The organism is Micromonospora sp. NPDC047756 (genome assembly GCF_055587245.1).
Genome location: NZ_JBVJGQ010000008.1, coordinates 106,256 through 129,935, shown reverse-complemented (window position 1 = coordinate 129,935; position 23,680 = coordinate 106,256). Strand labels below are relative to the sequence as shown.

Genomic DNA, 23,680 nt, shown 5'->3' with positions numbered 1-23,680 from the left:
ACCTCAGGACCCTCGCCAGGGCGGCGGGCATCGAACCGGCCCGTAGGGGGCGGAAGCGCAAGCCAAGAGAAGAGTGCTGAGGGTGCCAACCGCGCGCACATGAGGATCGACACGACGAAGCCCCGACCTCAATAGGTCGGGGCTTCGCGTCGTTCACATCTCGGTCGTCGGCTGACCGCTACCCGGGCACGTCTCCCGACTGCCCTGCGGCTGATGCGGCGGAGCCGGGTTGTCCGGCATCACACCGACACGGGCACCGCACGCGCTGCATTTTGACTGTGGCGCCACTCCACTACCTCCAGGGGGATCTGGTAGTCCGGGCACGGATCCTGCTTCGGCTCCGCCGCACCACCGCGAGGCCCGGACGCCGCGGTGGCCCGCAGGTACGCTATCGAACCATCACGGGCCGTGACCCGCAGGGCGGATGCGCTTTCCCCGTGTTGCGGCCAACCCACGCCAGGTGCGGCGCACAACTCCCACGACGCCAGCTCGGCGGGCTGGGCGGCGTCCAGCAGGCGTTGTGCCAGGCGGAGGGTGCGACCGGGCATTGACATCATCATCGCGTCGTCGGGGGGCACAGGTTTTGCGTCGCGGGGTTCCACGGCCGCCCACAGCATCGACGTAGATCCGCTGTCGTGTGTTGCTTTCACCCCGGCCGGGGACTGCCCACCGGGCATCGTGTCGCGCCCGTAGCGGGTGACATTGCGATAGTCGGGGTGCTGCGCGGCGATCAGCAACCCCTCGATGAGGTCGAGTATGGGGCCGTTCGGCATTGGTTTCGCCATCAGCTGTCATCCCTCGTCCCAGGGCGGGCGTACCCGCCGGTCAGTGCGGACCGCAGGCCGGCGCTGATAGCCCCCGAGCGGGGGCGGCCAGTGGGGGTGTTGGTGTTGACGCCGCAGGCTTCCGCGTACTCGTACACGTCAAGGTTTGGGTCGTTGTAGCCGAGCACTTGGGCGGTCACCCACATGACGTTCATCCGGATTGTGTCTGTTTCTGCCTGGTTCAACTGGGCGACAGTGCGGTGGTTGCGGGTGTCGTCGTCCCGGTTGTGCCCTGCCCGGTCGGCCCGGTAGGGGGCGTCTGACCAGTCGTGTTGCCGGATTTCGTCGGCGAACTGCTGCGCCAACTTGCTCAAAGCCATGCGGTGTTCTCCCTCCGATAGGGGTGTTGCTTGCGCCGCCCCCGACGGGCGGGCCATGCGAGGCAGCATACGCCTCTAACTGCGTGGCTTCGGTAGTGCGAAACACCACGTGAGCTGGGGTACTCGTCGCGCCAGTCGCCGCAGTGCGTGCAGCAACTGGCGGCGGCGTTAGTGGCGCTCGGTACTCAGCAGTGCTCCAACGGCGGCTGGTGGGTCTTCTGCCGCCACACCAGCGTCACATGTACCTCCGGCTCACCGTCGGCTTCGAGACGCTTCCGGCGGGCGACCATCCGAGCGTTACGCAGCACGGTCGCCTTCTGCCGGGCCCACGTCCAGCCCGACACGGTGTAGCTGAACTCATCGGCTTCCGTCGTCGTCCCCATACCGTAATTGTGCGACCACGGGAAGGGGTTTGTCTATTTCTTAGATCAAGAATCGGCAGGTCATCACCGGCGCGACAACTTGCGGTCCGCGAAAATGAGCGCCGTCCAGGCCAACAACAGCACACCCCCGAACACCAGGATCGTTTGCCGAACCCACAGGGGACCCCACCCCTGCATGGTCATCATCCCTTCGGTAGCGATGCTCAGCCCGGACACGAACCCCAACACCATGAGGACACGCATATGGTTGCGCCGCCACCACGAAGGCTGATGCTGGTCGACGACCGCGGCGAGGATCCTGCGGGACGGCCCCGGCTCGGGCCCACGGTCCAGCCGGGTGCTGGCGCGCCACACGTGGGCTGCGTCGCACACGGTTTGCGCTGCGGCGTCCCCGCCGCCAAGGTTCGCCCGAACCACCCCCGCCAATTGCACGTCGGCGCCAGTGGTGTGGCCGGCGGCGGCCTCGTCGGGTTGGCCGTCGACCAACCACACCTGGGCTGCCATTTGCACATCCTCGGCGGTGGTGGGCCGTCCGGTCCCGGCTTTCGCCAACACCTGCCTGAGTCGTTGTTCGAGGTCGTCAAGCTGCACAGGGTTCACCTCGCACCGGTTGGGGACGGTCAGTCTGCCACCGTCGGCGCTGCGGGCGACTCCACTGGTTGACTGGCCGGCATCCCACCGGTTAGCCCCCGGGTGATCAGACGCTTGTAGCTTTCATGCTTCGGATGGGTGGGGTCGCAGATCCGGCAAACGCACGGTCCCGGCCAGGTGGACACCTTCTGCCGGTGCCTGTCCGCGGCGAGCTGCCGGCGGGCCGGGGCGTCGGGGTCGCAGCCGTTGCGGATCAGGTAGTCGTACGCCTTGCCGGTCCACTTCCGGTCGTTGGTTTCGCCGGGGGTTGACCCCCACAGTTCGAGCATTCCTAGGAACCCGTTGCACCCGGAGCACAGCAGCCCACGCACGCACTGCCCGCACGTCTTGTGGTGGGTGAAGCAGCAGGCGTGGTCGTGGTCGATGTAGAGCGGCGCCGGTTGGCCGGCGTAGAAGTTCCCGGCGCCGCAGATGGCGCACACCCCGTCCTGCCGGTTGCGGAGTTGCCGGTACTGGTCGGCGGTCATCCGGTGCCGGGCGAGGGCTTTCACGGGCAGGCGCAGGGAGCGCACCCGCATCCACGCCCCGTGGTGTGGAGGTCGGATGGCAGCGACCTTCACCGCCCACAGCAGTGCCACCGGCGGTCAGTCGTCGGCGGCGGGGACTTCAACGTCCCGCCAGTGCAGGTGGTTGAGGGTCAAGCCGAGGATTTGAACCGCCTTCCACACCCCGATGCCGGTTGCGGTCGCCGCCGCGGTGAGCGGGATGGCCCAGTACACGCCGTGGAACGCCGGGTACAGGCCAGCGATCACCACCACCAGCACGGCAGGCCAACTGATGGCCGTTGACAGGGGTTTGTCTTCGCCACGGGTGCGGGCCACCGGGTGTCTCCTCACGTTGGGGGATCTCGGAGACACGGTAGGTGGCTGGTGCGACCAGGCAGGTCAGCGACTCGGCTACGTCTAGCGGGACAGTTGGGCGCGTAGGTCGTTGATTGTGCGCACGAAGTCCTCCACCGGGTGCGTGCCGAGGTGGACGCGGCAGGCGTCGTCGTCGAGCTGTGACGCGGCAGCCATCGCGGGGCCGACGTCGAGGCCACGCCGGCCGGGGGCAAGTCGGATCAGGTGGGCGAACTGGTTGGGGTCGACGCGGACGTGATCCCACTGACAGCCGTCGACGGGGCAGTGCACGACCTCGGTTGTCAGGCCGCGCGCTGACCGTTCCACGATCCGCCGGGCTGTCTCGTCGGACACGCCAGCACGTGCGGCCACCGCTTCGGGGGTGCCCAGCGACGACGCGGCGATCAGACGCTCAATGGGGGAGTCAGTCACGGCGCACCTCACCCATGCCCTGACCGTCCTCGTACCACCGTTCGTAGGTCGCCTGCGCCGCCGCCTCGTCCAGGTCAGCGTTGGCGACGACCACCGCATACTGATCGGAGTTGGTGTCAACCGTGCGAAGGTGAACGGTGCCGCCGCTCAGGTCGCGGATGATTCGGGCCAGGTGGTCGAGGTCGGGTTGTGCTCGCCAGTCCCAGGTGATCACGGCGGCGTCGGTCATGCGACGAGTCCTTCCCGAATGAGCGGCGTTTCGGCGTGCGCTTGGTCGTTGAAGCTGCCGGAGACGATCAGGTAGCCGCAGGCGGCGCATTCGAGCACGGCGCTGTCCGGTGGGGCGTCAAACCACACCAGCGGGCCGGGGCACGGGGAATCGTCGCTCATGCCAAGCTCCCGTCGCAGGTGAGACTGTGCGCCTTCAGCTCCACTAGGTCGCTGAGCACTGTCGCTTGCAGCACCCCATCGTCGGAGCGGCCGGCGACCTCAGCCCACACGGTGATCGGGATGCTCACGTCGCAGTCGGGGCACGTCACGGTCACCTCGGCGGTCGGGGCGGTCATCGTCCCCACCTCGCCACCGGCAGCAGCGGGCGATCGGCCTCGGTGGCCGGCACCCCGTCCGGGCGCGGCCCCAACCAGTCCGGCCAGCGCGGCGGATCCCACTCGGCCAGGATCGCGTCAAGGCGGGGCGCGTGGCGGGCCAGGGTGAGCAGGTCGTGGGCGATCTGCGGCGCCGGAACGCCTCGCGCATCGCAGTCCTCGATGAGCTGTTCCAACTGGTCGGCGGTGATCGGTCGTCGCTCGACAACCTGCCGGCTGTCGTTCAGGAATTCGAGCACGGCTGCGGTGGGCTCGGTCATCGCGTCGCCTCCGGCCCGGCCAGGAAGCCGCGCAACGCCTCGATCTGATCGCGGTTGAGCACGTAGTGCCGTGCGTGACCGGCGACGCCAACCGTAACGGCCAGGTATCGCTGACCGTTCTCGGTGAACTTGCTGAAGCTGACGTCGCTGCCGCTCGGGGGTGTCGCTGCAAGACCAGCTTCAACGAAGTCGCTGCCGCGGAAGGTGGCGCTTTGATTGTCGGCGAGGCGGTTGTCACTCGGCCAGTTGGCTTCGGCCATGACGGGTCTCCGTTCGTGGTCTGGTCAGTTTTCGTGCTGCTCACGGTGTAGGTCCCGCTTCAACTTCAACCTCACTTGCTTACCGGATCGTTCCCGTAACACGCAGTCCCGGCCAGGGGTTTGGCGGCAGGTCGGGCACCACGGCGGGTGCGCCCTGCCGGGCATGCGGGCCATCACCGGCGGCGGCGACGGTTGATGGGCTCCGCGTTCGGGTCGAGGATGTAGCCGAGCCCCCACATCAGCAGCAGTACGACCGCGCCCCTAACCAGCCAATACGTCTCCCCGTCGCTCACTTCGCCGCCCGTCATGTAGGCGACGACGAAGAAGACGACCATGGCAGCCGCCAGCAACACCCAGAGGACGCCCAGCCAGCCCAGGAACTCTTTCACCGGTCCGCCGCCTCGTGGCAGTCAGTCTGCCGCCAGGCGCTGAGGGAGCGCCGGTTGAGCTGTTGATGCGCCCACCACGTGACCGCGCCGATAGCGGCCAACGCGGCAACACCCACCGTCACGATGGTGACCGCCTCAATACCGGTCGTGGTACCACCCGTCGCGCTCAGGGTGGCGCCCACTGCGGTGACGGCACAGAGGCTGGCGATGGCCACGACCGGTGGCAGGTCCGCCGGGTTGAGGCACTTCAACCAGCGTTTGACGGCTGTGAGCAGCGCGCCCAGAAGGATGCCCGCCAGTATCGCGGCCAGCACGGCGAAGGCTACGAGTGCCCAAAACTGCGTGTCGCTCATCGGGCCACCTGATCGGGCTTGACCGGGTAGTACCAGTGCGTGGTTGGTCCACCGATCGGACCACCCGACAGAGGGGCATCCAAGCCTTCGATCGGCTGGTGGTGCTCGTACAACGGCACCGTCGCCATCCGCTCGCTCGCGTCAAGGGGTGCGTCCGGGGGGAACGTCCACGCCCCCACATCCACGTGTTCGGCGCACGTCCACGTTTCGCAGGGCACCGACCCCATCACCTGCGGGTCGCGGCGAACCTCGGTGGCTGGCTGCCCGCACGGGCAACCAGCATTGCGGGCTGCGGTGTTGTGTTCCCGCCAGCGCCGCTCAGAGTCCCGGACATCCCGGGGGGAGCCCACTTCCGGCCCGGGGCGGGTGGCGTCCCACCAGGGGCGGATCAGCAGGAACAGAAGCCACCCGGCGGCGGCTGCCAGTAGGACGAGGGTCAAGGCGAGCAGGGCACCGTTCATCGGGTTACCTCCGCACTCTGGGCAGCGTTGAGCGCCGCCGCCACGGCCTGCGCTTCCACCCACTCCACGGCCGGATCCTTCCAACCCTGAGCCTCGTACAACACTTGGTCGTCTTGAATGTCGTACACGTCGGCGATACCGAGTAGGGCCCGTACCACCATGATGCGGTGGTAGGGCCGCGGATCGCAGTTGCCGAGGTCAGTGAGGATCCCGCCCGACTGGTCAACGACAATCGCAGTCCACACCCCGGCCATCGAATAGCCGTCCGTCTCGTCCCCGAGTAGCGCCTGATTGGCGCGTGCCCGCGCGGGGGCCAGTGCGGCATGCTCGGCGGCCAGGTCGTCCCACACTCCCGGGTCTGTGGTCTGCGGTTGCAGGCGGGCAATCGCGACTTGCAGCCGTTCGCGATCGCTCATCGGCTGGCCTCCGTTCGGGCGGGGTTGCGGGGGAACAGCAGAAACGTGCGCCGGTCCTCGATCAGTGTGGTGATGCGCCCGGGGGCGGCACACAACCGGACGGGGAGGCCCGTCTCCCACCAGCGTCGCAGGACGGCCACACGCTCCAACCAGTCGGCTTCGGTGGCGGCAGGAAACGACGCTGCCACCGAGGCTGTGCCGGCGCGGCCGTCGGAGCCGCCCGGTGGGCAGGTGTGCACCGTGCCGGCGGTGTCGACGAACCGGCCGAACCCGTCGACCAGTTCCACGGTGATGCTGCGGGTGTTCACGTCAACCCCAACCCGGGTGACGGTGAGGCCGTCCACGTCGGCGTCCAAGTCCGGGTCGCCGGGCATGGCCAGCAGGGAGGCGGCGGCACTGCGGGTCACAGTCGGGCCTCCGCGCAATCAGGGCAGTCCGGGTCGTCCGCCCAGTGCGCTTCCATCACGCGTTGAATCTCCAACTGCCGCACGTCCTCGTTGGCCCCGTAGTAAATCGCCGTCGACCACCTGTCGTCGGGCAGTTCGCCCGACGACACGCCATCCAGCACGCTGCGCAGCTCGTCGACGGCACGCCGTGCTTTGTCGGCGGCCCGCGCCTGCCGGGACGTCTTCGGGTAGGTGTTGCCCAGGTCGACGGCGAGGTGGACAAGGTAGTCGTGTGTGGTGCGGAGGTTGGCGCCGATCTCAACGTGGGCGCAGGCGGGCAGGCGGCGGGTTTTTCTGGTGGTCACGGGTGGGGCCTCTCAGTCGAAGGGGTTGAGGGGGTCAGTCGCGCGAGACGGTGGGCGGCAGCGAGCAGTACAGCGCGGGCCTTCGCGTACCGGCGCCGCAGGAACTCCGCGTTCTCCGCATCCAGTGCCGCCAACCGCGCCTCGGACGAGTTGTGGCTGTTATCGGCCAGCTTCACCAGCCGGCCCAGTGGGTGCGCGGCGGCGCGCCGGATCAGGTCCATGTACGTCTCAGCTTCGCGCCGGGACACGGCGTCCACGGCGTCGACCACCACATCGGGGTAGCCGATGTTCCGAAGGTCGTCGAGGGTGATCGATGTGTCTTCCACAACGTCGTGCAACAGACCGGCCATGACGGCGTGGTCGCCGTGTTCGGTGAGCATTGCGGCGACGGCGCGGGGGTGGTCGATGTACGGGTTGCCGGCCTTGTCGACCTGGCCGAAGTGGGCGCGGTCGGCGAGCTGGTCGGCGTCAGCCACGGTCGGGATGGTCACCGGGTCACCTCCGTGTGGTGCTTGACGAAGTAGTCGAGGTCGGCGATGCCCACACCCTTGTCGTCGCGGTCCGGCCATGATGTCTCGTACTTGACGTTCGGCTTGCCGTTGATCGTGGTGATGCCGGTGACGGTGAAGATGCGCTTGTCGTTGCCGGTCCACACGCTGTTCACGGGCACGCAGTCAAGCGTCTCGCTGGTGCTCCCACACCGCCCGCAGGGAAGGTGGATGGACCAGGACACGTCGTGGGCGGTCACCGCTGCACCTCCGTCCACTCCTGGCCGACCAGCCGCACCGACAGTCGGCGCACCACCGGAGGGTTACCGGACAGAATCCCCGCCATGTTGACGGCACCCTCCCGGTCGTCGCACTCCCACACAGCGTCCGGTTCCGCGTCCGGGCCGGTAAGACGGGCACCCCATTCGATGCGGGCTTCGAACAGGGGCAACATGGCGTCAGCAACCGCGTAGCAGTCCTCACGGTCGGCTTCGGTGCGGAACCAGCCCCGACCGTCGCTGGCCGGGCCGTTGCGCCGCTTGCCCTCAGTCTCGGCGAGCAGGTCACGAAGGGCGGCGGTGGCCGTTTCATGTTCGCGGCGGATGTCGTCCTCGATCGTGGCCGGCGTCGGCTTGCGGGTGAGGATCGGCTGCGTGGCGAACAGGCTCCCCGGACCGCCGTCGCCACCGGTTCGCAGCGGCTTCACAGGGGAGACGGGCATCGGGTTGGGTGTCGGTCGCTTCGGATCAGTCATCGTGGACTCCGTTCGTCGTTGTTGGCAGGTGCTGTAGCACTTGCTGTGGCATTTGCTATCGGGTTGCTACGAGGTTGCTAGCTAGCCGCGAGACACGGCAGGGGCCAGCAGATCCATGCGGCCGTGCTCGATCAGGTACGCCACCAGGCGTTGGCGGGCCTCGGGGGTGTTGTTGTGCTGCGAGTTGAACAGAGGGTGCTCCGACTCGATCGCGGCCTTCTCGGCAGCCTCAGCTTTTGGGCGTGACGGGTGTCGCTCGATGGTGCCGCGAACCGCGAAATCCGCCCAGGATGACTTCTTGGCGTGAGATGACTGCCGGACGTGGGGGTCGTTAGTGATGCCGATGTAGAGCAGAAGGTCATCCGCGTCGTACCAGCGGTAGAGGGCGGTCACGACCGTGTCTTGATCGCGCGCCTTCAAGAAGGTGTAGTCAGCGCGGTAGTCCATGCCGATCATCTCGACCATCAAGTCGTGGATGTGGGCATACCGCTTGGCGATCTGCTGCCGGTTCCCACGCAGACACTCGGTCAGTAGGGCGGTCGCAGCACGTTGGATCTCTCGGGCGAACTTGTTGTCGGCGAGCATGGTCGCCCACTCATCGACCTGGCGCTCTGGTTCAACCGGGTGAGGCACGTCGGCCACAAGCTGACGCAGTCGAGCAATACCGCCAGCCTGACTCAGTTCGCCCGCCTCGTCGAGCGCGGCGGCCAGCGTTTCCGGGTTAACAGGATGCCGCTGGGCGCTCATCTCGAAAACCCGGTCGACCAGTGGGCGGTTCTCAGGCGAGAACGCAGAGGGGTTAACGATCCACGACGCTCGGATGATGGCAGCGCGAGTCAGCAGCATGGCGCCAATCAGCCAGCCCTCTACGACGTCTTGAGGTGCACGCGGCACCTCACCAACCTTGCTCCCCACCTTGCTGGTCGGCGGGATCTCTCGCGTGAACAGCGGCGGATCATCCAGCGTGTTGGTCATCGGCGAATCTCCGATCGCGTCGCCGCTTCGCGAAGCGGAGCGGGAGAGGTCTTATGAGTGATCTGATGAGTGGTTCTATGAGTGTTGGGCGGAAGTGACTTCCGGTATCGCCGGAACTGACTTCCGGTACATGGCGGAACTGACTTCCGGTATACGCGGAAGTGAGTTCCTATGGCGGAAGTGACTTCCGGTATCTCGGCGACCGTCACCACTCGTCTGCCCTCGCCTGCCGGAACAGCTTCCACGCGTCGTCGCCGAGGTCGTTCCACACCCGCTCGCCGCACTGCTGCTGACTCACGTTCCACTCGGCGAAGCAGCTCGCCGCGTCCCTGCCCCGAGTTGCCCTCGGGTCGGGGCAGAACACCAGCTTCGCGAGCTTGTAGCGCGGCAACTCCCTGCCGCCATCCACCCGGACCGTGCAGTTGCCCTGCGGGGTGATCAGCTTCCGGCAGTAGAGGCAGGTGAACTTGCGGACGTGCGGACCGTAGATCGGCATGTTCCGCCAGTGGGCCGGGATCATCAGTTGGTATTCGTCGGCGAGCCGCCGATGGGGCGACCCGAAGCCGACTCGCTCAGCCATGCCCAACGCCCGGAGCACCTGCCACCCGCTGCGGATGGTCCGTTCGCTCAGCCCTGACTCCCGCTCCATGCGTTCGTTGCTCGGGTGACAGGACGACCCGTCGTCGAAGTCGCCGAAGTCCATGGCCGAGCGTGCCACGGCCTTGACGGACGGCTCCACCAGCAGGATGCGGGTGAGCACGTTCCACCGGGCAATGAACGGCTTGCCCTCGTCGTCGGGCGCATGAAGGCGACTCACGGGCAGACCACCCGTGATCGCACACCAGTACGCCAAGTACGTTGCATGTAGCGGGGTACCTCCCGTTAGGGGCTGGGATCAAGGCGTTGGCGCGCCTCCCGGCCCCGAATTAGTTCTGAGGGCTGCCGACCGTTGCGCCACGCAGCACGTCGCGTCTCTCATCCGACATGGCGTCACGCCGGATCATCTCCCGCGTCCGACCAAGCGCCTTGGCCACGTCGGCCTGCCGAACTTCGCCGCTGTCGAGCTTGCGGCGAAGAACCATGCGGTACTCACGCTCTCGCTGGCTGATGAGGTTGTACGCCTCCACGACTGCGGCCAGCCAGGGTGAGTCCTGATCTTCGTCGGCGAGGATGCCGTGCGCACCAATGTTGCCGGGATGGCGGTTGTGCGGCGGCTTGTCGTCTTGAATGATCTGCGCTTCTGCTGCCTCGCATGACGCGCGGTCGTCGAACCACTCAACGGTGTATCGGGCGATCTCGGCACCCCACTTCTGTCGGCTTCGGTGCTGCTCAACTCGCGCACGCGGCTCGTAGCTGATGCCCACGTAGATGAAGCGGTCAGCTGCGTCGTAGATGCGGTAGAGCCCAGACCGGTCGGTGCGGTTGTACCTGTGCAGCGTCATGTCATTGACCTGCCGAGGTGCCGGTACACGGTCTTGCGCTCGACTCCGAGCCGCGCCGCGAGATGAGCGATCGGCACGGCATCGCCCTCCTTGTCTGCGAGTTGTCCTAGCTTCTCGCGGTACTTCGTGTCGATCTCTTGAAGCTGGTTGTAGAGGTTGACGACCTCGTCAATGCGGTCGGCAACGTCGCTGGTGGGGGGGCTGTACTTCCCTCGCGGCATGCGCTGAGGGTACGTGGTGGCTGTTCCCATACGTCCCATCCTTCCGCCGAGTTGATATCCGTGTCAATAGTAAACATGTTCCCGCTTGACACGCAAACCGGAGGGGTCTAGCGTCGTAGACATCAGGAACACGGCACCGGGAAGCGCGCCAACGCCGAACGGAGCCCCAATCGGGAGGTACCCCGAGATGAGCACCACCGTTCTGTGCACGCCCGGCCAGCAGGTCGTCTACACGACCCCCAACGGCCGGATCACCGTCACGCTCCAGTACGTCCGCGAGAACGTCTACAGCGTTACCACCATGCAGGGCACCCTCCGCGTCGACGCGAACTGCGGCAGCTACGACAACGAGCAGACCGCTCGCCTTGTCGCCCGGGGCTACGCGGAGATGTACCGCAACGAGAACCCCGCCGAGCCGGCCACCACGGTCCGCCGCCGGCAGGTCCCCCCGACCATGGCCGGGGCGCACCTCACCAACCCGTCCGACGCCGGACAGCGCGTTCTGCGGGCCGCCGTCAACAACGGTGGCACCGTCAACCGGTCGGCTGCGGCGACGATCGTGCAGCTCAAGTCCCTGGCCCGCAAGGGCCTGGTCACCCTCAACTACGCGCCCGGCACGGGCCTCCGTCGGGTTATCACCTCGGCGACGCTGACCGAGCGTGGCCGTAAGGCGGTGTCCTGATGGACGCCACGATGCTGCGGTTGTCGAACCCGGAAGACCGCGCTGCTGTCACCAACGCTGGCGGCCCGGAGCAGGTCATGCAGACGCTGATCCGGTTGGCCAACGACTACCGGGGTGTTCCCGGCTACGAGCAGCGGGTGGCCGAGCTGGACGCGGCCATGGACGAGGTCGACACGGTGTCGGCCGCCGACCTGGCCGAGCTGACCGCGTACGTGCGGGCGGAGGTGTCGGCGCGATGAGCACCGGAAAGCAGCCCAACCCCGACCTGAACGACCCGGAGATCCCCGCCCTGCTGGAATTCGCCAGCATGGTCGGCGACGCAGTAGCCGCCGGGGTGTCTGACAGCAACCGCGAGCAGGTTTTCGGCGAGCTGCGCGACGCGTACGCCCGGGACGTCCGCAGGCAGCGGGCGGGGGTGTCGGCGCGATGACGTCGGAGACGAACACCAACACCCCGAAGGCGCAGGTTGCCCGGGTGCGGCGCCGCAACAACACGCTGCACGTCACCTACACGGACGGCCGGAAGGTGACCGTTCCGCAGGCGGTGAACGGTCCGTTCGAGTCGCGGGTGTCGTACGGGTACGAGTCCCGCACGGGCACGTACGACGCCCGGACGGTGACCCGGTGAACGGGTGGCTGCGGGGGATACGCGCCGGCCACAAAGCCCGCAACGACTCGCCCGCCTACGACGACCTCAAGCCGTCGATGCGGGAGACGCTGCCCGCCGAGTTCGGTACGCATCCGATCTGGTGCCACCGCGGCAACCACGACGGAACCTGTTCCATCTCGTTCGCTGTCACCGACCCGAACGGGGTGCGGGTGAAGCTGACCGTCGGCTACGACGACGCGGCTTCCGACACCACCGTCACCGTTGAGGTGGGCGGGCGGGCGGCCACGTTGGACGGGGATTCGGCCCGGCGCACGCTGAACCGGCTCACCGGCTGGTTGACCCCGTCGACCCGCACACGTCCGAAGGCGAAGAAGCCGTGAGCGCGGAGGTGCGGTCGATCGCCGCGCAGCGTGACCGCAACCAGCGGGCCGCCGACAACCAGCTTCTGGATGCGGTGAACGAGGTTCGCGCCGACTTGGACAAGCCGGCCCCGCGCAGCAGCGGGCGCAACACCCGCAAGTAGCAGCACCCGCCGGCCCCGTCGAGGGGGCGGGACCGGCATCACACCCACTTAACACCCGCTTCACACCTTCTTGATCGGGAGATCACCATGTTCGCGAAGTCGACCACCCGCCGTCTCGCCCGCGCCAACCGCACCACCGTTGCCGTCGAGATCGCCGACGAGGCCGGCACGGTCACCACCATCCGTCCCGCCCGCCGCCCGGCCCGGCACACCGTCAAGCACGCTGCCATCCGGGCCTCGCAGATGGGGCTGAGCTTCTGATGACCGTCTACAACTTCAGCCACTCCGACGACCTTCGCGACTCCCTCACCGCTGCGCTCGATGACGACGACGCGGCCGAGAACGCAGGCATGGACCCGGGCGAGCGGACCACCTGCCCTACCCACCGATGCTGGGTGGATCTGTGCGCCGACGATCCGGCACACAACGAGGCCGTCTACGCCCTGTCCGGCGGCATGTTCGGTAGCGGTCGCTGACCTGCACGTGAGCCTGCGGGGCTCGGCCCACCACGGTCCGAGCCTGCGCAGGGTCACCACAGGCCCGCCACTCAGCAGGGAGAACCCATGGACATGAACACCGTTGACGTCACGCTCACGGTCACCGTGAACGGTCAGACGATCACCAAGACCGCCAGCGGCGGCAGCACCAACAACCCGTACCGGCTCGCCGACAACATCGCCAGCGCGGTGAAGGTCGAGATGAGCAACGAGCTGGCGGACCCGCGTGCGGCGTGGGACTCGCAAGCCCGCCGGAACCGCTGATGGTTGGCCCTGACCGTCACGACCCCGACTACGCGGCGGTGCTGCGCGGCATCGAAGCCGACGGGGATCTGATCCTCAACGACGCGCTCGCCGACGCCGAGGTGCAGCGGGCGGCCGACCGGAACATCCGCAAGTTCGAGGTGTCCCAGCGGCGCCGCAAGGCCGTGCGCAAGCTGGTGCGCCTAAACGTGATCGTCGCGGTTCTGGTCGCCGTCGTGGCCGTGTTCGCCGCCGCGGCGAGCTGAGGGGGCGGTCATGGCCTGGTTCAACCGCACCCCCAAGCCTGATTCGGTGCGCAGGGACACCGTCCTCAACCTGTTCAAGCTGGGCATGGATGAGACGGACGCCGCCGACCGTGACATTGACAGCCCCGAGTTCGACGCGGCGAAGTCCCGGTTCGAGCAGGCGATGGGTGACGCCACCCCGGCGGAGAAGGCCGCCGCGTACGACGCGCTCAAACGGCACGGCTACTGACGAAGACGGCGGGGTGCGGAAGCACTGAGAAGCCCGCACCCCGCCTTCATCCCCAACCGAGAGATCACACCCGGCAGGGGCACCACCCCCACGCCGGGCCAGCCAACCCACCCGAAGGAGGGTCGCCATGGCCCAAAGTACCCGGTGTAGCTGCGGCAGATGCGGAGCCTGCACCGCCACCATCACCGCCGCGCTGAAGCGTGAGGCGTACCCGCCGACCCAGCGCAACGGCGTCGGTGCTGCCGTGAAGGGCAGCAAGCCGTGACCGCCCCGCAGCGTGTCGACCCGGCGCGCATCCGCAAAGCCAACCGGGCGCGACTGGTCGCCGCGGTGGCCGTCCGCCTGGCCTTCGCCGCAGCGGTCATGCTCGTCGCCGGCCTACTCGCCAACCTGGGTGTCATCGCCGCCCGTTGGCAGGTGCTCGCCCCGTGCGGGGTGATCGTGTTGGTGCTTGCCATCCCGGTGATGCTCGCCGCAGGCAACCTCGCCGACATGTACCGGCAGCCCGCCGACGGCACCGGGGATGAGCGGTGACTGCCGACCGGCCGCGCGCCGAGGTGGGTGACCGGGGCCGCTTCGACGGCTACCCGGGGCCGGCACAGGACGCGGGGCGGGGCACCACCCGACTGGTTGGCGGCGAGTACGTCACCGACCACACCGGGCCGGTCCCGTCGACCAGCAGGTTCGTGCGCACCACGGGCGGCAAGCGGTGACCGCCGAGCAGCAGGCGCAGGTTCGCCGCCCCGTCGAGTACGAGCCGGCACCCACCGTGTGCCCGGCCTGCCTCACCGAACAACCCCACCCCTGCCCCCTGAACTGCCCCACCCGAGAGGACGCCCAGCGATGACCCCTTCCATGCTCACCGCCCCGCCCGCCCGACTGCACCACCGGCACACCCCGCCCACCCCGGGCCTCGTGCATGTCGCCCAAGCCGACCGGATCCGCCGGCAGCTCGCCGGCAACGAGGTCGTCACCGTGGAACTGGTCGGACGCGGCAAAGGCTGGTTTGTGCTGTCCGTCGGTGACGGCACCTACGACGTGTGGCGTGACCGGTTGTCGCACACCGTGTCGTGGACCGACCTCACCCCCGGCCAGTAGGACACCGTCCCGTGCCGCTGCGACCGCACCACACCCTGTGCTGGATCGTCACCGCCGCCGACTGCGCGGGCGAGCTGCACGACGTGCACGCCGACGCCCTGGAACTGTGGCTGCCCGCTATCGCCCGGGTGTGGGCGGCGTTCCCCGACCGTGACCCGCCAGTGCCGTGGCAGGACGACGAACGGTGCCTGCTAGTGGTGTGCCGTGGGTGCGGTCGGGCGGTGGGGGACGGGGACCACTTCGCGGATGCGGAGTATGCGTGGGAGGCGGCACACGAGGACGGCTGGCAGGCGGACACGTGCCCGTTCTGCCGGCCGTCTTCGGTGTTGTGACTATCGGGTGGGGTGTGCCCTGCGGGCTGCCCGTCGGTCCGCTGCCGCCCGCTTGGCTGCCGCCCGCGCTTCCGGGTTGAGCGCTTGGCGTACGGCTTCGCGGCTGTAGCCGGTGACCTTCTCAATGTCGACGGGCCGCCATCCAGCGTCACGCGCCCGACGTAGGCCGGCGTCACGTTCGGCTAGGCGGCGTTCCTCGGCTGCGGCGATCTCTTCGCCTGCCTTGTCGTACCGGGCGATGAGGTCACGTAGCTCGTCTTCGGTCATGGCGGAAGTATCCCACTCGCGCTTGGCCGAGACAAGTTAGGCCAAGTGGCGCTTGACGCCAAGTCGCGCTTGGCATAAGCTTGAGGCACAACACCACAGCGTGGCCCCGCTCCCGTGAGGGATCGACCGGCTGAGAGGTCACAGCCTCAACCAGTGCCGGTCAGACTGCGGGCTTCCGAAGCTCCCCTGGGGAGCGGGGCCACCCCAACCACCCGACACGAAGGAGCCACCGTGGCCGCGCCGAAGCTTTCCAAAGCCGCCATCCGCGCACTCCGCGCCGCCGCAGACGGAACCCTCGGCCGCAATGTCATCGGCACCGTCACCATCGGCCTCGGTGGGGCCACCGTCAAAGACCTCCACGTCCAGCAGCTCACCGACCTGAGCTACATCACCGACGGCCCCACCACTCGCTACCGGCAGATGTTCGCCATCACCACTGACGGCCTCGCCGCGCTCCCCGCCGCCGCCGTCGTATGCCCCGGCTGCAACATCCCCCTGGGTGCCCCCGGCGTCACCCCCAGCCGCAAGCAGGCGGGCTGGTGCGACGCGTGCGCCCCCGACCACACCACCCACCTGATGCTCGCCGGTGACTTCGCCACGTTCTGCGGCGAGCCGATGTACTCGATCACCGACGACCCGAACGCCGACGCCACCGCCTACGACGCCCTGTTCGGCTCCAACGACACCAACTGCGTGGACTGCGCCCGCGTCCTGCGCGACCGCAACAAGCGCCGCTGATCTCAATCTGTCGCCGAGGAGGCTGACCGTGCACACCACCACCCGCACCATCGAAGACACCCACCCGGGCGGCACCAACGTTCAGATCACCATCGACGGCCAGCAAGTGTGGGTGCAGGTGTGCATGGCTGACCTGCGGCACGGCTACCGGGTGGCCAACACCATGTGGGGCGGCGAAATCGACCAATGGGTTCCCATCGAGGACCTGCACAACGACGGCCGCAACACTGTCACCGACCACGACTGCACCGTCTGCGGGTTCACGTTCACCGGCGGCCGGGTGCAGATCATCGACGGCCGGGCGTACTGCTACGACGACGCGCCCACCACCGACGCGCAGCGCGACAACCGCGCCTACCTCGCCGCCCTCAACAACCGCTGACGGGAGGAACCACCGTGGCGATCACTGTCCCCAACCCCAGCGACTACCCCACCTCCGTTGAGTTCCACAACGCGTACAGCGACTACCGCGTGCAGGTTGACGCCGAGCATCGGGCGGAACTGCTTGCGGAACTCGCGAAGCTGGGTGCCCGCGCCACGAAATGCCCGTGCGGCTACAGCCCGTTCGACTCGTGCCCCAATCACGACTGAGCACCCCGCCGGTCGGCCGCAGGAGGCCGCGAAGCCCGGACGTCATGGTCCGGACCGGCGACAACACCGAAACCCCGACCAGCAGCGAAGGATGACCGAGATGCCAACCGAGCCGATCGACTTGACCGAACTGCTCAACGCCGTGAACCGCGCCGAAATCTGGCAGGACGGTGACCGCAGCAACTACTACCTGCGTGAGGTGTTCGGCCTGTCCGACCCGTGGCAGGACGTCACCGCCGAGGTGGCCGCAGCGAAGGATGCCGGCCTGGTCGAGTTGGTCGAGCGCAGCAACGACGGCCGCCTGTGGTGGTTGACCGCCAAGGGCTCGAAGCGGTTGGAGCGTCTGCGCAACCCGCGCCTCATGGACCGGGTCGTCGCCGCTGTTCGCCGCTGACCCACCCCGACCGCAACGACAGCCACGACCAGCAGCAGGGAGAACCGAGATGCAGCCGATGATCCGCCCCGGCCAGTCCATCAAACACCCCGCCGCCACCGGGGCGTCGGTGCTGCAAACCTGGCGTGAGGTGGCCGACGTCGACACCGACGGGCCGAACACCATCATCACGTTGGTGGGCGGCACGGAGATCACCTGGCAGACCGTGAACCTGCACGAATTCTTCGTCAAGGACAAGCCGGCCGAACAGGTTGTTGCCGTGGTTGACGGCGACACCATCACCGTTGTCGCCAACGGGCACAACACCGGCAGCTACTACCGGGACCTGCTGGAAACGGCGTGGCTGCTGCGGTTGGAGCACACCAACCCGATGACCCTTGCCGCCGCCCTGCGGTTTGAGCACGGGTTCCGGGATCCCATTCGTTACGCCAGAGCCGCCGACGTGCTGGTGCGCGCCGGGGTCAACCTCTGAGCAGCAGGGAGAGCTGAGATGCCGCAGTTGCAGCGTCGCCCCGGCCGGCACACCACCCGCCGCATCGACGAACCGCGCGGACTTCCCGTCGCCCGCCACGAACCGGGCACAACGGCGGAAGCCCTCGCCGAAGCCCACAACATCGCCGTACGGGCGTACGGGTCTGACAGCGGCGGACGTCACGCCTTCGACCCGACCACCAACCTGTCCGCTGACGTGTGGGACGGGCAGGGCGGGTTTCCCCGCAACACTGTGATCACGCCGCTCGCATGGGGTCGCATTGACGCCCGCACCGCGCAGCGGGTTCTCGAAGGCGACGGTGCGGTGTGACCGTGACTGCCCTGGTTGATGTGGCGTGGCTGGCCGACCCGACCGTGCTTGGTGTTGCCGCCGACGACCCGGACTTGCCGGAGCCGGTTGCCCACCGGGTCACCCTCACCGGGGGTGTGCTGGTGTGCGCGGCGTGGATTCCCGCGACCGCAGGCCGTCGACTGCCCGAGGCGGAAGCCCGCCGCACCGCCCGCATGTGCCCGATCTGCTGGCCCGACCCGAAGGAGCAATGACATGACCTCACACGAGCCCGACCGACCGTACAAATACTTCGTCTCCTACAGATGGGGCGGCGGGTGGGGATCCCACGAGTTCAAACTGTCCCAGCCCATCCGAGGCTGGTCGGACATTTCCCTCATCACCGAACTGCTGGTCCAGTCAGTCTGCCGCGACAAGCCGTTCATGGAGAACGCCAACGTGGTGATCGTCAACTACCAGTTGATGTCCGGGCCGGAAGACGTGGTGCCGTCCACACCCGCGCAGCTTGTGGCCGAGCAGGCGTTGCGGGAGGTGCTGCGGATGGTCGACCAGTTCGACACCCCGCGCGACCCGGGCCGGGTGCAGGCGTTCGTGACGGATGTGCGGCGGGTCGCGTTCCGGGGGATCGGTGGCACCCGTGGCTGACCGTCGTGCACCGTACGCGCGCACCCTCGCCGTGCTGCGTGTCCTGTCCTGGCCGTACCGGTACCCGCCGCTGTCCTGGTACGTAAAGCTCATCGACTGGGTGGCCGCCAAGAACTCCCGGATGCTCGTCTGCGGGTTCATGCTCGCCGCGATCCTCGCATGGACCGTCGTCATCAAGGTGGTGATCTACCGTGGCTGAGCAGACCCGCGCACCGGAAGGCGTCGCCTGGCTGAACCCGAACCACCTGCCGGGCGGGGTGCAGGTCCGCTACTGGGCGTTTGACGACGACGGGCCAGCGGAACTCCCGGTGGCGTTGGAGACTCCCGGGTCGCACACCGACCTGACTTGTGAAGACGCCGCCCGAATTGGGAAGGCGTTGCTGGCTGCCGCCGCCGTGCGCCCGGCCCCGGATGCTCGGGAACGTCTCGCCCGGCACCTGTTCCTGACCGCGCAGAACATCGGGCGGCAGCACTGGGCTGCGGTGTGGGACAGCGGCGACGAGCGCATCAACAAACACCCGTGGCGGGCGAAGGCTGACAGCATCCTCGCCGTCATCACAGGACAGGAGAACTGACCATGACCGTCAGCCCAGCCCGCATCCTCACCCAGCGCGACCTGTCCTGCATGGTCGCCGTCGACACCATCGACCACATCGCCCAGCGGATCCGTAACCTGCTCTCCCACGGTCGGCGCATCACGGTCACCCGCCGGTACACCTACGTGAACGACCCGCCCGAAGTCACAGCCGGCCTGACCGTGGATGACATCCGGGCGTGGAGCAACGAGCGCGGCGGCGGGATCGGGGTGCACCTCAAGCCGGGCCTGCTCGCCGGGTTCGGGGTGTCCGCCCACGCGGGGGAGAACGACACCGAGAAGCAGGAGTGGAAGCGGTATCACGCCGCCGAAGCCACCTCCGACGACTGGTTCAAGCGGCGCCGGGACATGACCCACATCGACATCACCGGCGGACTGCCCGGGGATGGGCCCGCCCGGGACGACCGGATCATCATCCGCCACTGGAACCGGGATGGCGTTTGCGACGAGCGGGTTGTGGTGTTCGACGGCGGGCCCCTGGACGGCGAGTACCGGGCTGGGCGGTGGTTGTACGGCATGGCGTTGGGTCCGGCTCACATGGAAGACCGGCTGCGGCAGTGGGACCTGGGGAAGGCGTCCGACGCGGACGTTGAGCTGTGGTCGGGGCGGGCGAAAGACCTGCTGACCGCTGTTGCCGATGAGGGGCGCTGACATGCTCGCCCGCCTTCGCGCCGTCGACACCGACCTCAAGCGTGGCGCGTTCATGGTCACAGGCGTGTACATCGCCATGTTCCTCGCCGGCCTGGTGCTGTTCGTGGTGGTCGGCGAAACCGGTCTGATGGTTGCCGCGCTCGCGCTGTTCGGTGTCACCGTGGGCATCGCTAGTTTGCTCGTCGGCCTCTGGCAGATCGCGCTACTTGTGTTCCCTGACCGTGAGGAGACGTCATGACCGACACCGCGCAGCGAACAGCCACCGTCAACCAGCCCACCACCGCCCTCGCCCACACCGGTCGCGGCTTCACCCTGCAACCGGGCACCTACCCGGTTGTGGAGATCGATGGGGCCGACGGGGTCCTGTACATCACCGGACCAGACGGGAAGCTATGCGGCATCGACCCCTACGACAAGAACATCACCGTCGCCTGACCGCAGCGAAGCCGCCCACCCTCTGACGATCAGGGGTGGGCGGCTTCGTCGTTCCCAGGCTCACTCGCAGCCGTCCACGGAACCCCCGCCGTCGGTGTCGCAGCAGTCGTGGCGGTGCCGGTACACGGGCAGGGCCTTGCCGCGGTGGTCGGCCGTTTCCCCGGTCTGCTCGTACAGGCAGGTGCCGCGCACCACTGTCCCACCGTAGCCGTTGATCACCCGACCGTCAGCCGGACCACCGTTGAGCAGCACCTTCACGCAGGTCAGCGTAGCTCGGTGGCCGAAACCATCAGCGGGGCTCGTCGACCTTGAGGTAAACCAGCGGCTCACCGTCGGGCAGGCGCACCAAACCAGCGGCGTCTGCGGTCACAACCGCCGTCGGCTCGGTTGCGCCAGGATCTGAGTACAGGGACACCCGTGTGCCCTCCGGTACCGGGGTGCCGATCGGCTCCGGTCGGGGCGGTTCTGGTGCCTCCGCTGCGGTGACCGCATCCCGCAGGGCGTCCCGCACCTCGGCCCACGCATTCCCGGGCAGCTCGCGGGCGTCGTACAGCATGGCGCGGAGGGTGTCCGCCTCAAACCGGGACTCAAGCGCGGCGGCAAGGTTGTCGAGCCGGTCGCGCGGATGTGTCGGTGTTGGCGTGTAGGTGGTGCCATCGAACTTCACTCGGGCCATGTAACCCATCATGCCTGCTCCGGCAGGCCAAAGCCTTCCTCGCTGGTTTCGCGGTCACGTCCGTCGACTACCGGCATGCCTTCTGGTTCAGGTACGGCTTGTTGGACCGGAGTAGAGCGTCCTCGGCCACGTACGCCGCCTCCCGATCCGGGTACGGCACTGCCCGCCACGCCACGAACACCTTGCCGTCCTGGCGGTGCCACTTGAGCCGTCCACGCAGCTTCTCCGTTGACCCGATGTAGCAGTCCACGCCGTCGGCATCGGTCAGCCAGTAGACAACCGACTGCCCATCCTGCGGCATCGAGTGGCCGAACTTGTACGGGTAAGTCCCGGACCAACTGCCGTCGGCGTTCGGCTCGTTGAACTTGCATCCGATGATGTCGGCCGAGTGGAACGGGACGATCTGGTTCCACCGCGCGGTGCGTCCTTGGCGACTAGCCACCTCGACGTAGCAGTGGAACAGCTCGGCAAGGTCCATCTGCGTCATCTTCTTTGAGCGGTAGTCGGCCGCGATCTGGCGGAGCATGTCGAACTCGGCTTCGTCTGCGATTGCCGCTATGCGCTGCCGTTCCTCTTCTTCCCAGCGGGCGGCAGCGTCCATTCGGTCGAGCAGCGCCTGATAGGGGCTCAGGCCGGCGCGGGCTTCGTCGTGAGTTGGCTTAGGCTTCGGCCACACCCACCATCGGTCTTCCGGCTCCGACGGCTCGACGTACGTGAGGATTACCGTCTCGGGCGGGGCGCTGCGGGGTTCAGCGAACATGGATGGGCTATCGTCTGGCACGGGTCGCCTCCCGGGGCGATCAAGGGCCCGGCCGGTGTGCAACCACCGCGATTCCGGGCCCGATTTCATTTGTCATCACTGATCATACCGGGTGTCCGGATCTTGCTGACCTGGGCCGATGCCTTGATCGGCGGGCGGTATGATCGATGCGCAGGGCGCTCCCGGGATGTGCGCTCCGCACCGCCTTAGGGCCTCGCCACGTGCGAGGCCCTTCGTGCATTCGGGGGCAGCTCGACTTGGCATACGGCCCGACTTGCCAAGGGCATCGCCCGCCGTGTTGGCAAAGAGGAAGGGGCCGAGCGTCAGCCCGACCCCATCACCTTCTGAATGCAGTCCCCGCCTCGGCGGCAACCGGGTCGGTGGTGTTACCAGCACCCCCGACCACCCTCGACTCTACGGGAGCATTAACACGTCCCGCCACCGCCACGCCAGTTCAAGGCATCCCGCCCCGGCCGGCGCAACCTTCCCAGAGTCTAGTAGGCCGCGCACCCCTTGTTCGGTGAACGCGAACCGCTCAGCCACCACCTGGCCTTCGTCGTTGCGGTCCACGAAGTCCGCCGCGAGGGAGTCGAACACGTCAGCGTCGACCACCAAGACGGTCAGGATCTCCCCAACCAGGGTGAGCGCATCCAGGGCGACACCAAGGCAGTGCACCGACAGCCGCCCGTCAGCCCGCGCCTCGTCCAGCACCGCGAACGGACCTGAGGCGTAGTCCACCGGCCGCCCATGCCCATCGCACTCCGGCATCCCCAACAACTCTTCGGAGAACTCCCGTTGGATGTTCCGCCACAGGTCAAAGTCAGCCGCCCGAGCAGCAGGCAGCAGCGACGACGGTTGGAAGATGCCCGACGGGATCACCTGCAACATGCCGCCGGCGGCAGCCACCGCGCGAGGGTCACGGCGGTGCATCAGAAACTCCGCCCGGTCCCCGTCGCGGCGGATCGTCAACGTGGAAACCGCCGGCATCACCGGGCGGCGGGAGAACACGAACGGCTCATCACCGATCAGCTTCCGGAACGGCAGATCCCGCAACGTCGGATGCCCGGCCAACCCGCCGTCCGCGTCCAACGCGACATACGCCAACTCGTGGGCGGTCGGCTCGAACACGTCCACCGCCGCGAAGTACGTGGTGTCCGCGAACCCCATCGACCCTTTGCCGTCCGACCAGTCCACCCCCGTCAACCGCCACGACACCCGATCCTCAAACAGCCGCGGCCGGGCCAAGTCACGAACAGCGGTCGTGTAGCGGGGGAATGGGCGGGTCAGCGACTGGTCCGGCAGCCACCGGGACGCTTCCCGTTCCGTGCCGTCCAACGCGGGTTCCGGTGCGCCCGGCAGCTCGGCCAGGGTGATGTCCGCCAGGTCAGCGGGCGCGTCGGGGATCCACCCCGGCCCCGTGATCAGGCCGGTGTCGGCCAGGCGGTGGCGGGGGTACAGGCCGGCGGCAACCTGCGACAGGCGGTGCCGGTTGCTGTTCAAGAGGGCGCGGGTGCGCCGCCACTCATCCTGCGACTGCAACACCCGGGGATCCTGCTCATCGCCCACGAACCACTCATCCTCTGCGCTCGACCGTTGACGGGGAAGCGGCGCCGACGGTGCGGGGATACCGAGCTGCGCCACAGGCACCCCGAACACCTCCGCCAGCCGATGCCGATACCGGAACGACGGGGCCTGCTCGCCCCGCTCCCATCGAGACACCTGACCGGCCGACACAGCCGACCCCACCCGGTCAGCAACCTCCTGCTGGGTGAGGGCCGCAGCTAGCCGCAGTTCGGCGAGCCGGTTCGGTGCCTCGATGCCTGTCATGGTTGCCGCCCCCGACT

The 23,680-nt window shown here is 67.9% G+C and carries 59 protein-coding genes; 29 read left to right on the top strand and 30 right to left on the bottom strand.

Annotation, left to right across the window (positions count from 1 at the left end):
* Positions 1 to 239 precede the first annotated feature (239 nt).
* The 25 genes from ACZ6NZ_RS26190 to ACZ6NZ_RS26070 form a co-directional block, all read right to left on the bottom strand.
* Positions 240 to 785, bottom strand: coding sequence for a hypothetical protein (locus tag ACZ6NZ_RS26190; protein WP_465860725.1), 546 nt, complete (start codon positions 783 to 785; stop codon positions 240 to 242).
* Positions 785 to 1,144, bottom strand: coding sequence for a hypothetical protein (locus tag ACZ6NZ_RS26185; protein ID WP_465860724.1), 360 nt, complete (start codon positions 1,142 to 1,144; stop codon positions 785 to 787). The genes ACZ6NZ_RS26190 and ACZ6NZ_RS26185 overlap by 1 nt, the downstream gene beginning before the upstream one ends.
* A 185-nt stretch (positions 1,145 to 1,329) precedes the next feature.
* On the bottom strand, positions 1,330 to 1,527 hold the full coding sequence (locus ACZ6NZ_RS26180) for a hypothetical protein (protein WP_465860723.1): 198 nt from the start codon (positions 1,525 to 1,527) through the stop codon (positions 1,330 to 1,332).
* A gap of 63 nt (positions 1,528 to 1,590) precedes the next feature.
* A complete protein-coding gene (locus ACZ6NZ_RS26175) occupies positions 1,591 to 2,118 on the bottom strand; it encodes a hypothetical protein (RefSeq protein ID WP_465860722.1) in 528 nt (175 codons plus the stop codon).
* A 29-nt stretch (positions 2,119 to 2,147) separates the two neighbouring features.
* Positions 2,148 to 2,696: an endonuclease domain-containing protein gene (locus ACZ6NZ_RS26170; RefSeq protein ID WP_465860721.1), complete on the bottom strand. Its 549-nt coding sequence runs from the start codon at positions 2,694 to 2,696 to the stop codon at positions 2,148 to 2,150.
* A 66-nt stretch (positions 2,697 to 2,762) separates the two neighbouring features.
* Entirely contained in the window at positions 2,763 to 2,999 is a 237-nt protein-coding gene (locus ACZ6NZ_RS26165) for a hypothetical protein (protein ID WP_465860720.1), read from the bottom strand.
* An 81-nt stretch (positions 3,000 to 3,080) separates the two neighbouring features.
* Positions 3,081 to 3,449 carry a hypothetical protein gene (locus ACZ6NZ_RS26160; protein ID WP_465860719.1) on the bottom strand — a complete coding sequence of 123 codons (369 nt, stop codon included), beginning with the start codon at positions 3,447 to 3,449 and terminating at the stop codon, positions 3,081 to 3,083.
* Complete coding sequence (locus ACZ6NZ_RS26155; RefSeq protein WP_465860718.1) at positions 3,442 to 3,678, bottom strand: hypothetical protein; 237 nt, start codon at positions 3,676 to 3,678, stop codon at positions 3,442 to 3,444. The genes ACZ6NZ_RS26160 and ACZ6NZ_RS26155 overlap by 8 nt, the downstream gene beginning before the upstream one ends.
* Positions 3,675 to 3,839, bottom strand: coding sequence for a hypothetical protein (locus ACZ6NZ_RS26150; protein WP_465860717.1), 165 nt, complete (start codon positions 3,837 to 3,839; stop codon positions 3,675 to 3,677). The genes ACZ6NZ_RS26155 and ACZ6NZ_RS26150 overlap by 4 nt, the downstream gene beginning before the upstream one ends.
* On the bottom strand, positions 3,836 to 4,015 hold the full coding sequence (locus ACZ6NZ_RS26145) for a hypothetical protein (protein WP_465860716.1): 180 nt from the start codon (positions 4,013 to 4,015) through the stop codon (positions 3,836 to 3,838). Before ACZ6NZ_RS26145 ends, ACZ6NZ_RS26150 begins: the two co-directional genes overlap by 4 nt.
* Complete coding sequence (locus ACZ6NZ_RS26140) at positions 4,012 to 4,314, bottom strand: hypothetical protein (protein WP_465860715.1); 303 nt, start codon at positions 4,312 to 4,314, stop codon at positions 4,012 to 4,014. The genes ACZ6NZ_RS26145 and ACZ6NZ_RS26140 overlap by 4 nt, the downstream gene beginning before the upstream one ends.
* Positions 4,311 to 4,574, bottom strand: coding sequence for a hypothetical protein (locus ACZ6NZ_RS26135; RefSeq protein ID WP_465860714.1), 264 nt, complete (start codon positions 4,572 to 4,574; stop codon positions 4,311 to 4,313). The genes ACZ6NZ_RS26140 and ACZ6NZ_RS26135 overlap by 4 nt, the downstream gene beginning before the upstream one ends.
* Positions 4,575 to 4,747: 173 nt before the next feature.
* The gene (locus tag ACZ6NZ_RS26130) at positions 4,748 to 4,963 is read right to left on the bottom strand and encodes a hypothetical protein (RefSeq protein ID WP_465860713.1); all 216 of its coding nucleotides are present in this window, start codon (positions 4,961 to 4,963) and stop codon (positions 4,748 to 4,750) included.
* Positions 4,960 to 5,316 (bottom strand): hypothetical protein, encoded by a 357-nt coding sequence (locus tag ACZ6NZ_RS26125; RefSeq protein ID WP_465860712.1) that lies wholly within the window; start codon positions 5,314 to 5,316, stop codon positions 4,960 to 4,962. The genes ACZ6NZ_RS26130 and ACZ6NZ_RS26125 overlap by 4 nt, the downstream gene beginning before the upstream one ends.
* On the bottom strand, positions 5,313 to 5,777 hold the full coding sequence (locus tag ACZ6NZ_RS26120) for a hypothetical protein (RefSeq protein ID WP_465860711.1): 465 nt from the start codon (positions 5,775 to 5,777) through the stop codon (positions 5,313 to 5,315). Before ACZ6NZ_RS26120 ends, ACZ6NZ_RS26125 begins: the two co-directional genes overlap by 4 nt.
* Entirely contained in the window at positions 5,774 to 6,193 is a 420-nt protein-coding gene (locus ACZ6NZ_RS26115) for a hypothetical protein (RefSeq protein WP_465860710.1), read from the bottom strand. Before ACZ6NZ_RS26115 ends, ACZ6NZ_RS26120 begins: the two co-directional genes overlap by 4 nt.
* The gene (locus ACZ6NZ_RS26110) at positions 6,190 to 6,600 is read right to left on the bottom strand and encodes a hypothetical protein (RefSeq protein WP_465860709.1); all 411 of its coding nucleotides are present in this window, start codon (positions 6,598 to 6,600) and stop codon (positions 6,190 to 6,192) included. The genes ACZ6NZ_RS26115 and ACZ6NZ_RS26110 overlap by 4 nt, the downstream gene beginning before the upstream one ends.
* Positions 6,597 to 6,944 (bottom strand): hypothetical protein, encoded by a 348-nt coding sequence (locus ACZ6NZ_RS26105; RefSeq protein WP_465860708.1) that lies wholly within the window; start codon positions 6,942 to 6,944, stop codon positions 6,597 to 6,599. The genes ACZ6NZ_RS26110 and ACZ6NZ_RS26105 overlap by 4 nt, the downstream gene beginning before the upstream one ends.
* Complete coding sequence (locus tag ACZ6NZ_RS26100) at positions 6,941 to 7,435, bottom strand: HD domain-containing protein (RefSeq protein WP_465860707.1); 495 nt, start codon at positions 7,433 to 7,435, stop codon at positions 6,941 to 6,943. Before ACZ6NZ_RS26100 ends, ACZ6NZ_RS26105 begins: the two co-directional genes overlap by 4 nt.
* Complete coding sequence (locus tag ACZ6NZ_RS26095; RefSeq protein ID WP_465860706.1) at positions 7,432 to 7,614, bottom strand: hypothetical protein; 183 nt, start codon at positions 7,612 to 7,614, stop codon at positions 7,432 to 7,434. The genes ACZ6NZ_RS26100 and ACZ6NZ_RS26095 overlap by 4 nt, the downstream gene beginning before the upstream one ends.
* Positions 7,615 to 7,688: 74 nt before the next feature.
* Positions 7,689 to 8,186 (bottom strand): hypothetical protein, encoded by a 498-nt coding sequence (locus ACZ6NZ_RS26090; RefSeq protein ID WP_465860705.1) that lies wholly within the window; start codon positions 8,184 to 8,186, stop codon positions 7,689 to 7,691.
* 81 nt (positions 8,187 to 8,267) lie between these two features.
* Positions 8,268 to 9,161, bottom strand: a complete 894-nt coding sequence (locus tag ACZ6NZ_RS26085; RefSeq protein WP_465860704.1) for a GIY-YIG nuclease family protein — start codon at positions 9,159 to 9,161, stop codon at positions 8,268 to 8,270.
* Between the two features lie 205 nt (positions 9,162 to 9,366).
* Positions 9,367 to 9,978 (bottom strand): hypothetical protein, encoded by a 612-nt coding sequence (locus ACZ6NZ_RS26080; RefSeq protein ID WP_465860703.1) that lies wholly within the window; start codon positions 9,976 to 9,978, stop codon positions 9,367 to 9,369.
* Between the two features lie 109 nt (positions 9,979 to 10,087).
* Positions 10,088 to 10,603: a GIY-YIG nuclease family protein gene (locus ACZ6NZ_RS26075; RefSeq protein WP_465860702.1), complete on the bottom strand. Its 516-nt coding sequence runs from the start codon at positions 10,601 to 10,603 to the stop codon at positions 10,088 to 10,090.
* Positions 10,600 to 10,824: a hypothetical protein gene (locus ACZ6NZ_RS26070; protein ID WP_465860701.1), complete on the bottom strand. Its 225-nt coding sequence runs from the start codon at positions 10,822 to 10,824 to the stop codon at positions 10,600 to 10,602. Before ACZ6NZ_RS26070 ends, ACZ6NZ_RS26075 begins: the two co-directional genes overlap by 4 nt.
* Positions 10,825 to 11,011: 187 nt before the next feature.
* Here ACZ6NZ_RS26070 and ACZ6NZ_RS26065 point away from each other — a divergent pair, with 187 nt between their 5' ends.
* The 16 genes from ACZ6NZ_RS26065 to ACZ6NZ_RS25990 all read left to right on the top strand — a co-directional run bounded on the left by ACZ6NZ_RS26065 (position 11,012) and on the right by ACZ6NZ_RS25990 (position 15,303).
* Positions 11,012 to 11,506, top strand: a complete 495-nt coding sequence (locus ACZ6NZ_RS26065) for a hypothetical protein (RefSeq protein ID WP_465860700.1) — start codon at positions 11,012 to 11,014, stop codon at positions 11,504 to 11,506.
* Positions 11,506 to 11,745 carry a hypothetical protein gene (locus ACZ6NZ_RS26060; RefSeq protein ID WP_465860699.1) on the top strand — a complete coding sequence of 80 codons (240 nt, stop codon included), beginning with the start codon at positions 11,506 to 11,508 and terminating at the stop codon, positions 11,743 to 11,745. Before ACZ6NZ_RS26065 ends, ACZ6NZ_RS26060 begins: the two co-directional genes overlap by 1 nt.
* On the top strand, positions 11,742 to 11,936 hold the full coding sequence (locus ACZ6NZ_RS26055; RefSeq protein WP_465860698.1) for a hypothetical protein: 195 nt from the start codon (positions 11,742 to 11,744) through the stop codon (positions 11,934 to 11,936). The genes ACZ6NZ_RS26060 and ACZ6NZ_RS26055 overlap by 4 nt, the downstream gene beginning before the upstream one ends.
* Positions 11,933 to 12,133, top strand: coding sequence for a hypothetical protein (locus tag ACZ6NZ_RS26050; RefSeq protein ID WP_465860697.1), 201 nt, complete (start codon positions 11,933 to 11,935; stop codon positions 12,131 to 12,133). The genes ACZ6NZ_RS26055 and ACZ6NZ_RS26050 overlap by 4 nt, the downstream gene beginning before the upstream one ends.
* Entirely contained in the window at positions 12,130 to 12,495 is a 366-nt protein-coding gene (locus ACZ6NZ_RS26045; protein ID WP_465860696.1) for a hypothetical protein, read from the top strand. The genes ACZ6NZ_RS26050 and ACZ6NZ_RS26045 overlap by 4 nt, the downstream gene beginning before the upstream one ends.
* Positions 12,492 to 12,638 (top strand): hypothetical protein, encoded by a 147-nt coding sequence (locus ACZ6NZ_RS26040; protein WP_465860695.1) that lies wholly within the window; start codon positions 12,492 to 12,494, stop codon positions 12,636 to 12,638. The genes ACZ6NZ_RS26045 and ACZ6NZ_RS26040 overlap by 4 nt, the downstream gene beginning before the upstream one ends.
* A gap of 87 nt (positions 12,639 to 12,725) precedes the next feature.
* Positions 12,726 to 12,899: a hypothetical protein gene (locus ACZ6NZ_RS26035; protein WP_465860694.1), complete on the top strand. Its 174-nt coding sequence runs from the start codon at positions 12,726 to 12,728 to the stop codon at positions 12,897 to 12,899.
* On the top strand, positions 12,899 to 13,114 hold the full coding sequence (locus ACZ6NZ_RS26030; RefSeq protein WP_465860693.1) for a hypothetical protein: 216 nt from the start codon (positions 12,899 to 12,901) through the stop codon (positions 13,112 to 13,114). Before ACZ6NZ_RS26035 ends, ACZ6NZ_RS26030 begins: the two co-directional genes overlap by 1 nt.
* Positions 13,115 to 13,201: 87 nt before the next feature.
* On the top strand, positions 13,202 to 13,399 hold the full coding sequence (locus ACZ6NZ_RS26025; RefSeq protein ID WP_465860692.1) for a hypothetical protein: 198 nt from the start codon (positions 13,202 to 13,204) through the stop codon (positions 13,397 to 13,399).
* Entirely contained in the window at positions 13,399 to 13,644 is a 246-nt protein-coding gene (locus ACZ6NZ_RS26020) for a hypothetical protein (protein ID WP_465860691.1), read from the top strand. The genes ACZ6NZ_RS26025 and ACZ6NZ_RS26020 overlap by 1 nt, the downstream gene beginning before the upstream one ends.
* 10 nt (positions 13,645 to 13,654) lie before the next feature.
* A complete protein-coding gene (locus ACZ6NZ_RS26015; RefSeq protein WP_465860690.1) occupies positions 13,655 to 13,873 on the top strand; it encodes a hypothetical protein in 219 nt (72 codons plus the stop codon).
* Positions 13,874 to 14,000: 127 nt separating this feature from the next.
* Positions 14,001 to 14,138 (top strand): hypothetical protein, encoded by a 138-nt coding sequence (locus ACZ6NZ_RS26010; RefSeq protein ID WP_465860689.1) that lies wholly within the window; start codon positions 14,001 to 14,003, stop codon positions 14,136 to 14,138.
* On the top strand, positions 14,135 to 14,407 hold the full coding sequence (locus tag ACZ6NZ_RS26005; protein WP_465860688.1) for a hypothetical protein: 273 nt from the start codon (positions 14,135 to 14,137) through the stop codon (positions 14,405 to 14,407). The genes ACZ6NZ_RS26010 and ACZ6NZ_RS26005 overlap by 4 nt, the downstream gene beginning before the upstream one ends.
* Complete coding sequence (locus ACZ6NZ_RS26000; RefSeq protein WP_465860687.1) at positions 14,404 to 14,586, top strand: hypothetical protein; 183 nt, start codon at positions 14,404 to 14,406, stop codon at positions 14,584 to 14,586. The genes ACZ6NZ_RS26005 and ACZ6NZ_RS26000 overlap by 4 nt, the downstream gene beginning before the upstream one ends.
* A gap of 130 nt (positions 14,587 to 14,716) precedes the next feature.
* Positions 14,717 to 14,971 carry a hypothetical protein gene (locus ACZ6NZ_RS25995; protein ID WP_465860686.1) on the top strand — a complete coding sequence of 85 codons (255 nt, stop codon included), beginning with the start codon at positions 14,717 to 14,719 and terminating at the stop codon, positions 14,969 to 14,971.
* 11 nt (positions 14,972 to 14,982) lie between these two features.
* Positions 14,983 to 15,303, top strand: a complete 321-nt coding sequence (locus ACZ6NZ_RS25990; protein WP_465860685.1) for a hypothetical protein — start codon at positions 14,983 to 14,985, stop codon at positions 15,301 to 15,303.
* Here ACZ6NZ_RS25990 and ACZ6NZ_RS25985 read toward each other — a convergent pair whose 3' ends face one another.
* Positions 15,304 to 15,570, bottom strand: coding sequence for a hypothetical protein (locus ACZ6NZ_RS25985; RefSeq protein ID WP_465860684.1), 267 nt, complete (start codon positions 15,568 to 15,570; stop codon positions 15,304 to 15,306).
* A 231-nt stretch (positions 15,571 to 15,801) separates the two neighbouring features.
* Between ACZ6NZ_RS25985 and ACZ6NZ_RS25980 the strand changes: the two genes are divergently transcribed.
* The 13 genes from ACZ6NZ_RS25980 to ACZ6NZ_RS25920 all read left to right on the top strand — a co-directional run bounded on the left by ACZ6NZ_RS25980 (position 15,802) and on the right by ACZ6NZ_RS25920 (position 20,400).
* On the top strand, positions 15,802 to 16,308 hold the full coding sequence (locus tag ACZ6NZ_RS25980) for a hypothetical protein (RefSeq protein WP_465860683.1): 507 nt from the start codon (positions 15,802 to 15,804) through the stop codon (positions 16,306 to 16,308).
* A gap of 28 nt (positions 16,309 to 16,336) precedes the next feature.
* A complete protein-coding gene (locus tag ACZ6NZ_RS25975) occupies positions 16,337 to 16,690 on the top strand; it encodes a hypothetical protein (RefSeq protein ID WP_465860682.1) in 354 nt (117 codons plus the stop codon).
* Between the two features lie 14 nt (positions 16,691 to 16,704).
* On the top strand, positions 16,705 to 16,899 hold the full coding sequence (locus ACZ6NZ_RS25970) for a hypothetical protein (protein WP_465860681.1): 195 nt from the start codon (positions 16,705 to 16,707) through the stop codon (positions 16,897 to 16,899).
* Positions 16,900 to 16,999: 100 nt separating this feature from the next.
* Positions 17,000 to 17,293, top strand: coding sequence for a hypothetical protein (locus tag ACZ6NZ_RS25965; RefSeq protein ID WP_465860680.1), 294 nt, complete (start codon positions 17,000 to 17,002; stop codon positions 17,291 to 17,293).
* 49 nt (positions 17,294 to 17,342) lie between these two features.
* Positions 17,343 to 17,765, top strand: coding sequence for a hypothetical protein (locus ACZ6NZ_RS25960; protein WP_465860679.1), 423 nt, complete (start codon positions 17,343 to 17,345; stop codon positions 17,763 to 17,765).
* Between the two features lie 18 nt (positions 17,766 to 17,783).
* Entirely contained in the window at positions 17,784 to 18,095 is a 312-nt protein-coding gene (locus tag ACZ6NZ_RS25955; protein WP_465860678.1) for a hypothetical protein, read from the top strand.
* A 2-nt stretch (positions 18,096 to 18,097) separates the two neighbouring features.
* Positions 18,098 to 18,328: a hypothetical protein gene (locus ACZ6NZ_RS25950; RefSeq protein WP_465860677.1), complete on the top strand. Its 231-nt coding sequence runs from the start codon at positions 18,098 to 18,100 to the stop codon at positions 18,326 to 18,328.
* A gap of 1 nt (position 18,329) precedes the next feature.
* Entirely contained in the window at positions 18,330 to 18,719 is a 390-nt protein-coding gene (locus ACZ6NZ_RS25945; RefSeq protein ID WP_465860676.1) for a hypothetical protein, read from the top strand.
* Positions 18,712 to 18,918, top strand: coding sequence for a hypothetical protein (locus ACZ6NZ_RS25940; protein ID WP_465860675.1), 207 nt, complete (start codon positions 18,712 to 18,714; stop codon positions 18,916 to 18,918). Before ACZ6NZ_RS25945 ends, ACZ6NZ_RS25940 begins: the two co-directional genes overlap by 8 nt.
* Positions 18,911 to 19,294 carry a hypothetical protein gene (locus ACZ6NZ_RS25935; RefSeq protein ID WP_465860674.1) on the top strand — a complete coding sequence of 128 codons (384 nt, stop codon included), beginning with the start codon at positions 18,911 to 18,913 and terminating at the stop codon, positions 19,292 to 19,294. Before ACZ6NZ_RS25940 ends, ACZ6NZ_RS25935 begins: the two co-directional genes overlap by 8 nt.
* 2 nt (positions 19,295 to 19,296) lie before the next feature.
* Complete coding sequence (locus ACZ6NZ_RS25930; RefSeq protein ID WP_465860673.1) at positions 19,297 to 19,965, top strand: hypothetical protein; 669 nt, start codon at positions 19,297 to 19,299, stop codon at positions 19,963 to 19,965.
* Position 19,966: 1 nt separating this feature from the next.
* Positions 19,967 to 20,203, top strand: coding sequence for a hypothetical protein (locus tag ACZ6NZ_RS25925; protein WP_465860672.1), 237 nt, complete (start codon positions 19,967 to 19,969; stop codon positions 20,201 to 20,203).
* Complete coding sequence (locus tag ACZ6NZ_RS25920) at positions 20,200 to 20,400, top strand: hypothetical protein (RefSeq protein WP_465860671.1); 201 nt, start codon at positions 20,200 to 20,202, stop codon at positions 20,398 to 20,400. The genes ACZ6NZ_RS25925 and ACZ6NZ_RS25920 overlap by 4 nt, the downstream gene beginning before the upstream one ends.
* A gap of 60 nt (positions 20,401 to 20,460) precedes the next feature.
* Here the strand turns inward: ACZ6NZ_RS25920 and ACZ6NZ_RS25915 are convergent, their stop codons facing one another.
* The 4 genes from ACZ6NZ_RS25915 to ACZ6NZ_RS25900 form a co-directional block, all read right to left on the bottom strand.
* Entirely contained in the window at positions 20,461 to 20,658 is a 198-nt protein-coding gene (locus tag ACZ6NZ_RS25915; RefSeq protein WP_465860670.1) for a hypothetical protein, read from the bottom strand.
* A gap of 31 nt (positions 20,659 to 20,689) precedes the next feature.
* Positions 20,690 to 21,085: a hypothetical protein gene (locus ACZ6NZ_RS25910; protein ID WP_465860669.1), complete on the bottom strand. Its 396-nt coding sequence runs from the start codon at positions 21,083 to 21,085 to the stop codon at positions 20,690 to 20,692.
* Positions 21,086 to 21,143: 58 nt separating this feature from the next.
* A complete protein-coding gene (locus tag ACZ6NZ_RS25905; RefSeq protein WP_465860668.1) occupies positions 21,144 to 21,836 on the bottom strand; it encodes a GIY-YIG nuclease family protein in 693 nt (230 codons plus the stop codon).
* A gap of 414 nt (positions 21,837 to 22,250) precedes the next feature.
* Positions 22,251 to 23,663: a helix-turn-helix domain-containing protein gene (locus ACZ6NZ_RS25900; RefSeq protein ID WP_465860667.1), complete on the bottom strand. Its 1,413-nt coding sequence runs from the start codon at positions 23,661 to 23,663 to the stop codon at positions 22,251 to 22,253.
* Positions 23,664 to 23,680: the final 17 nt, after the last annotated feature.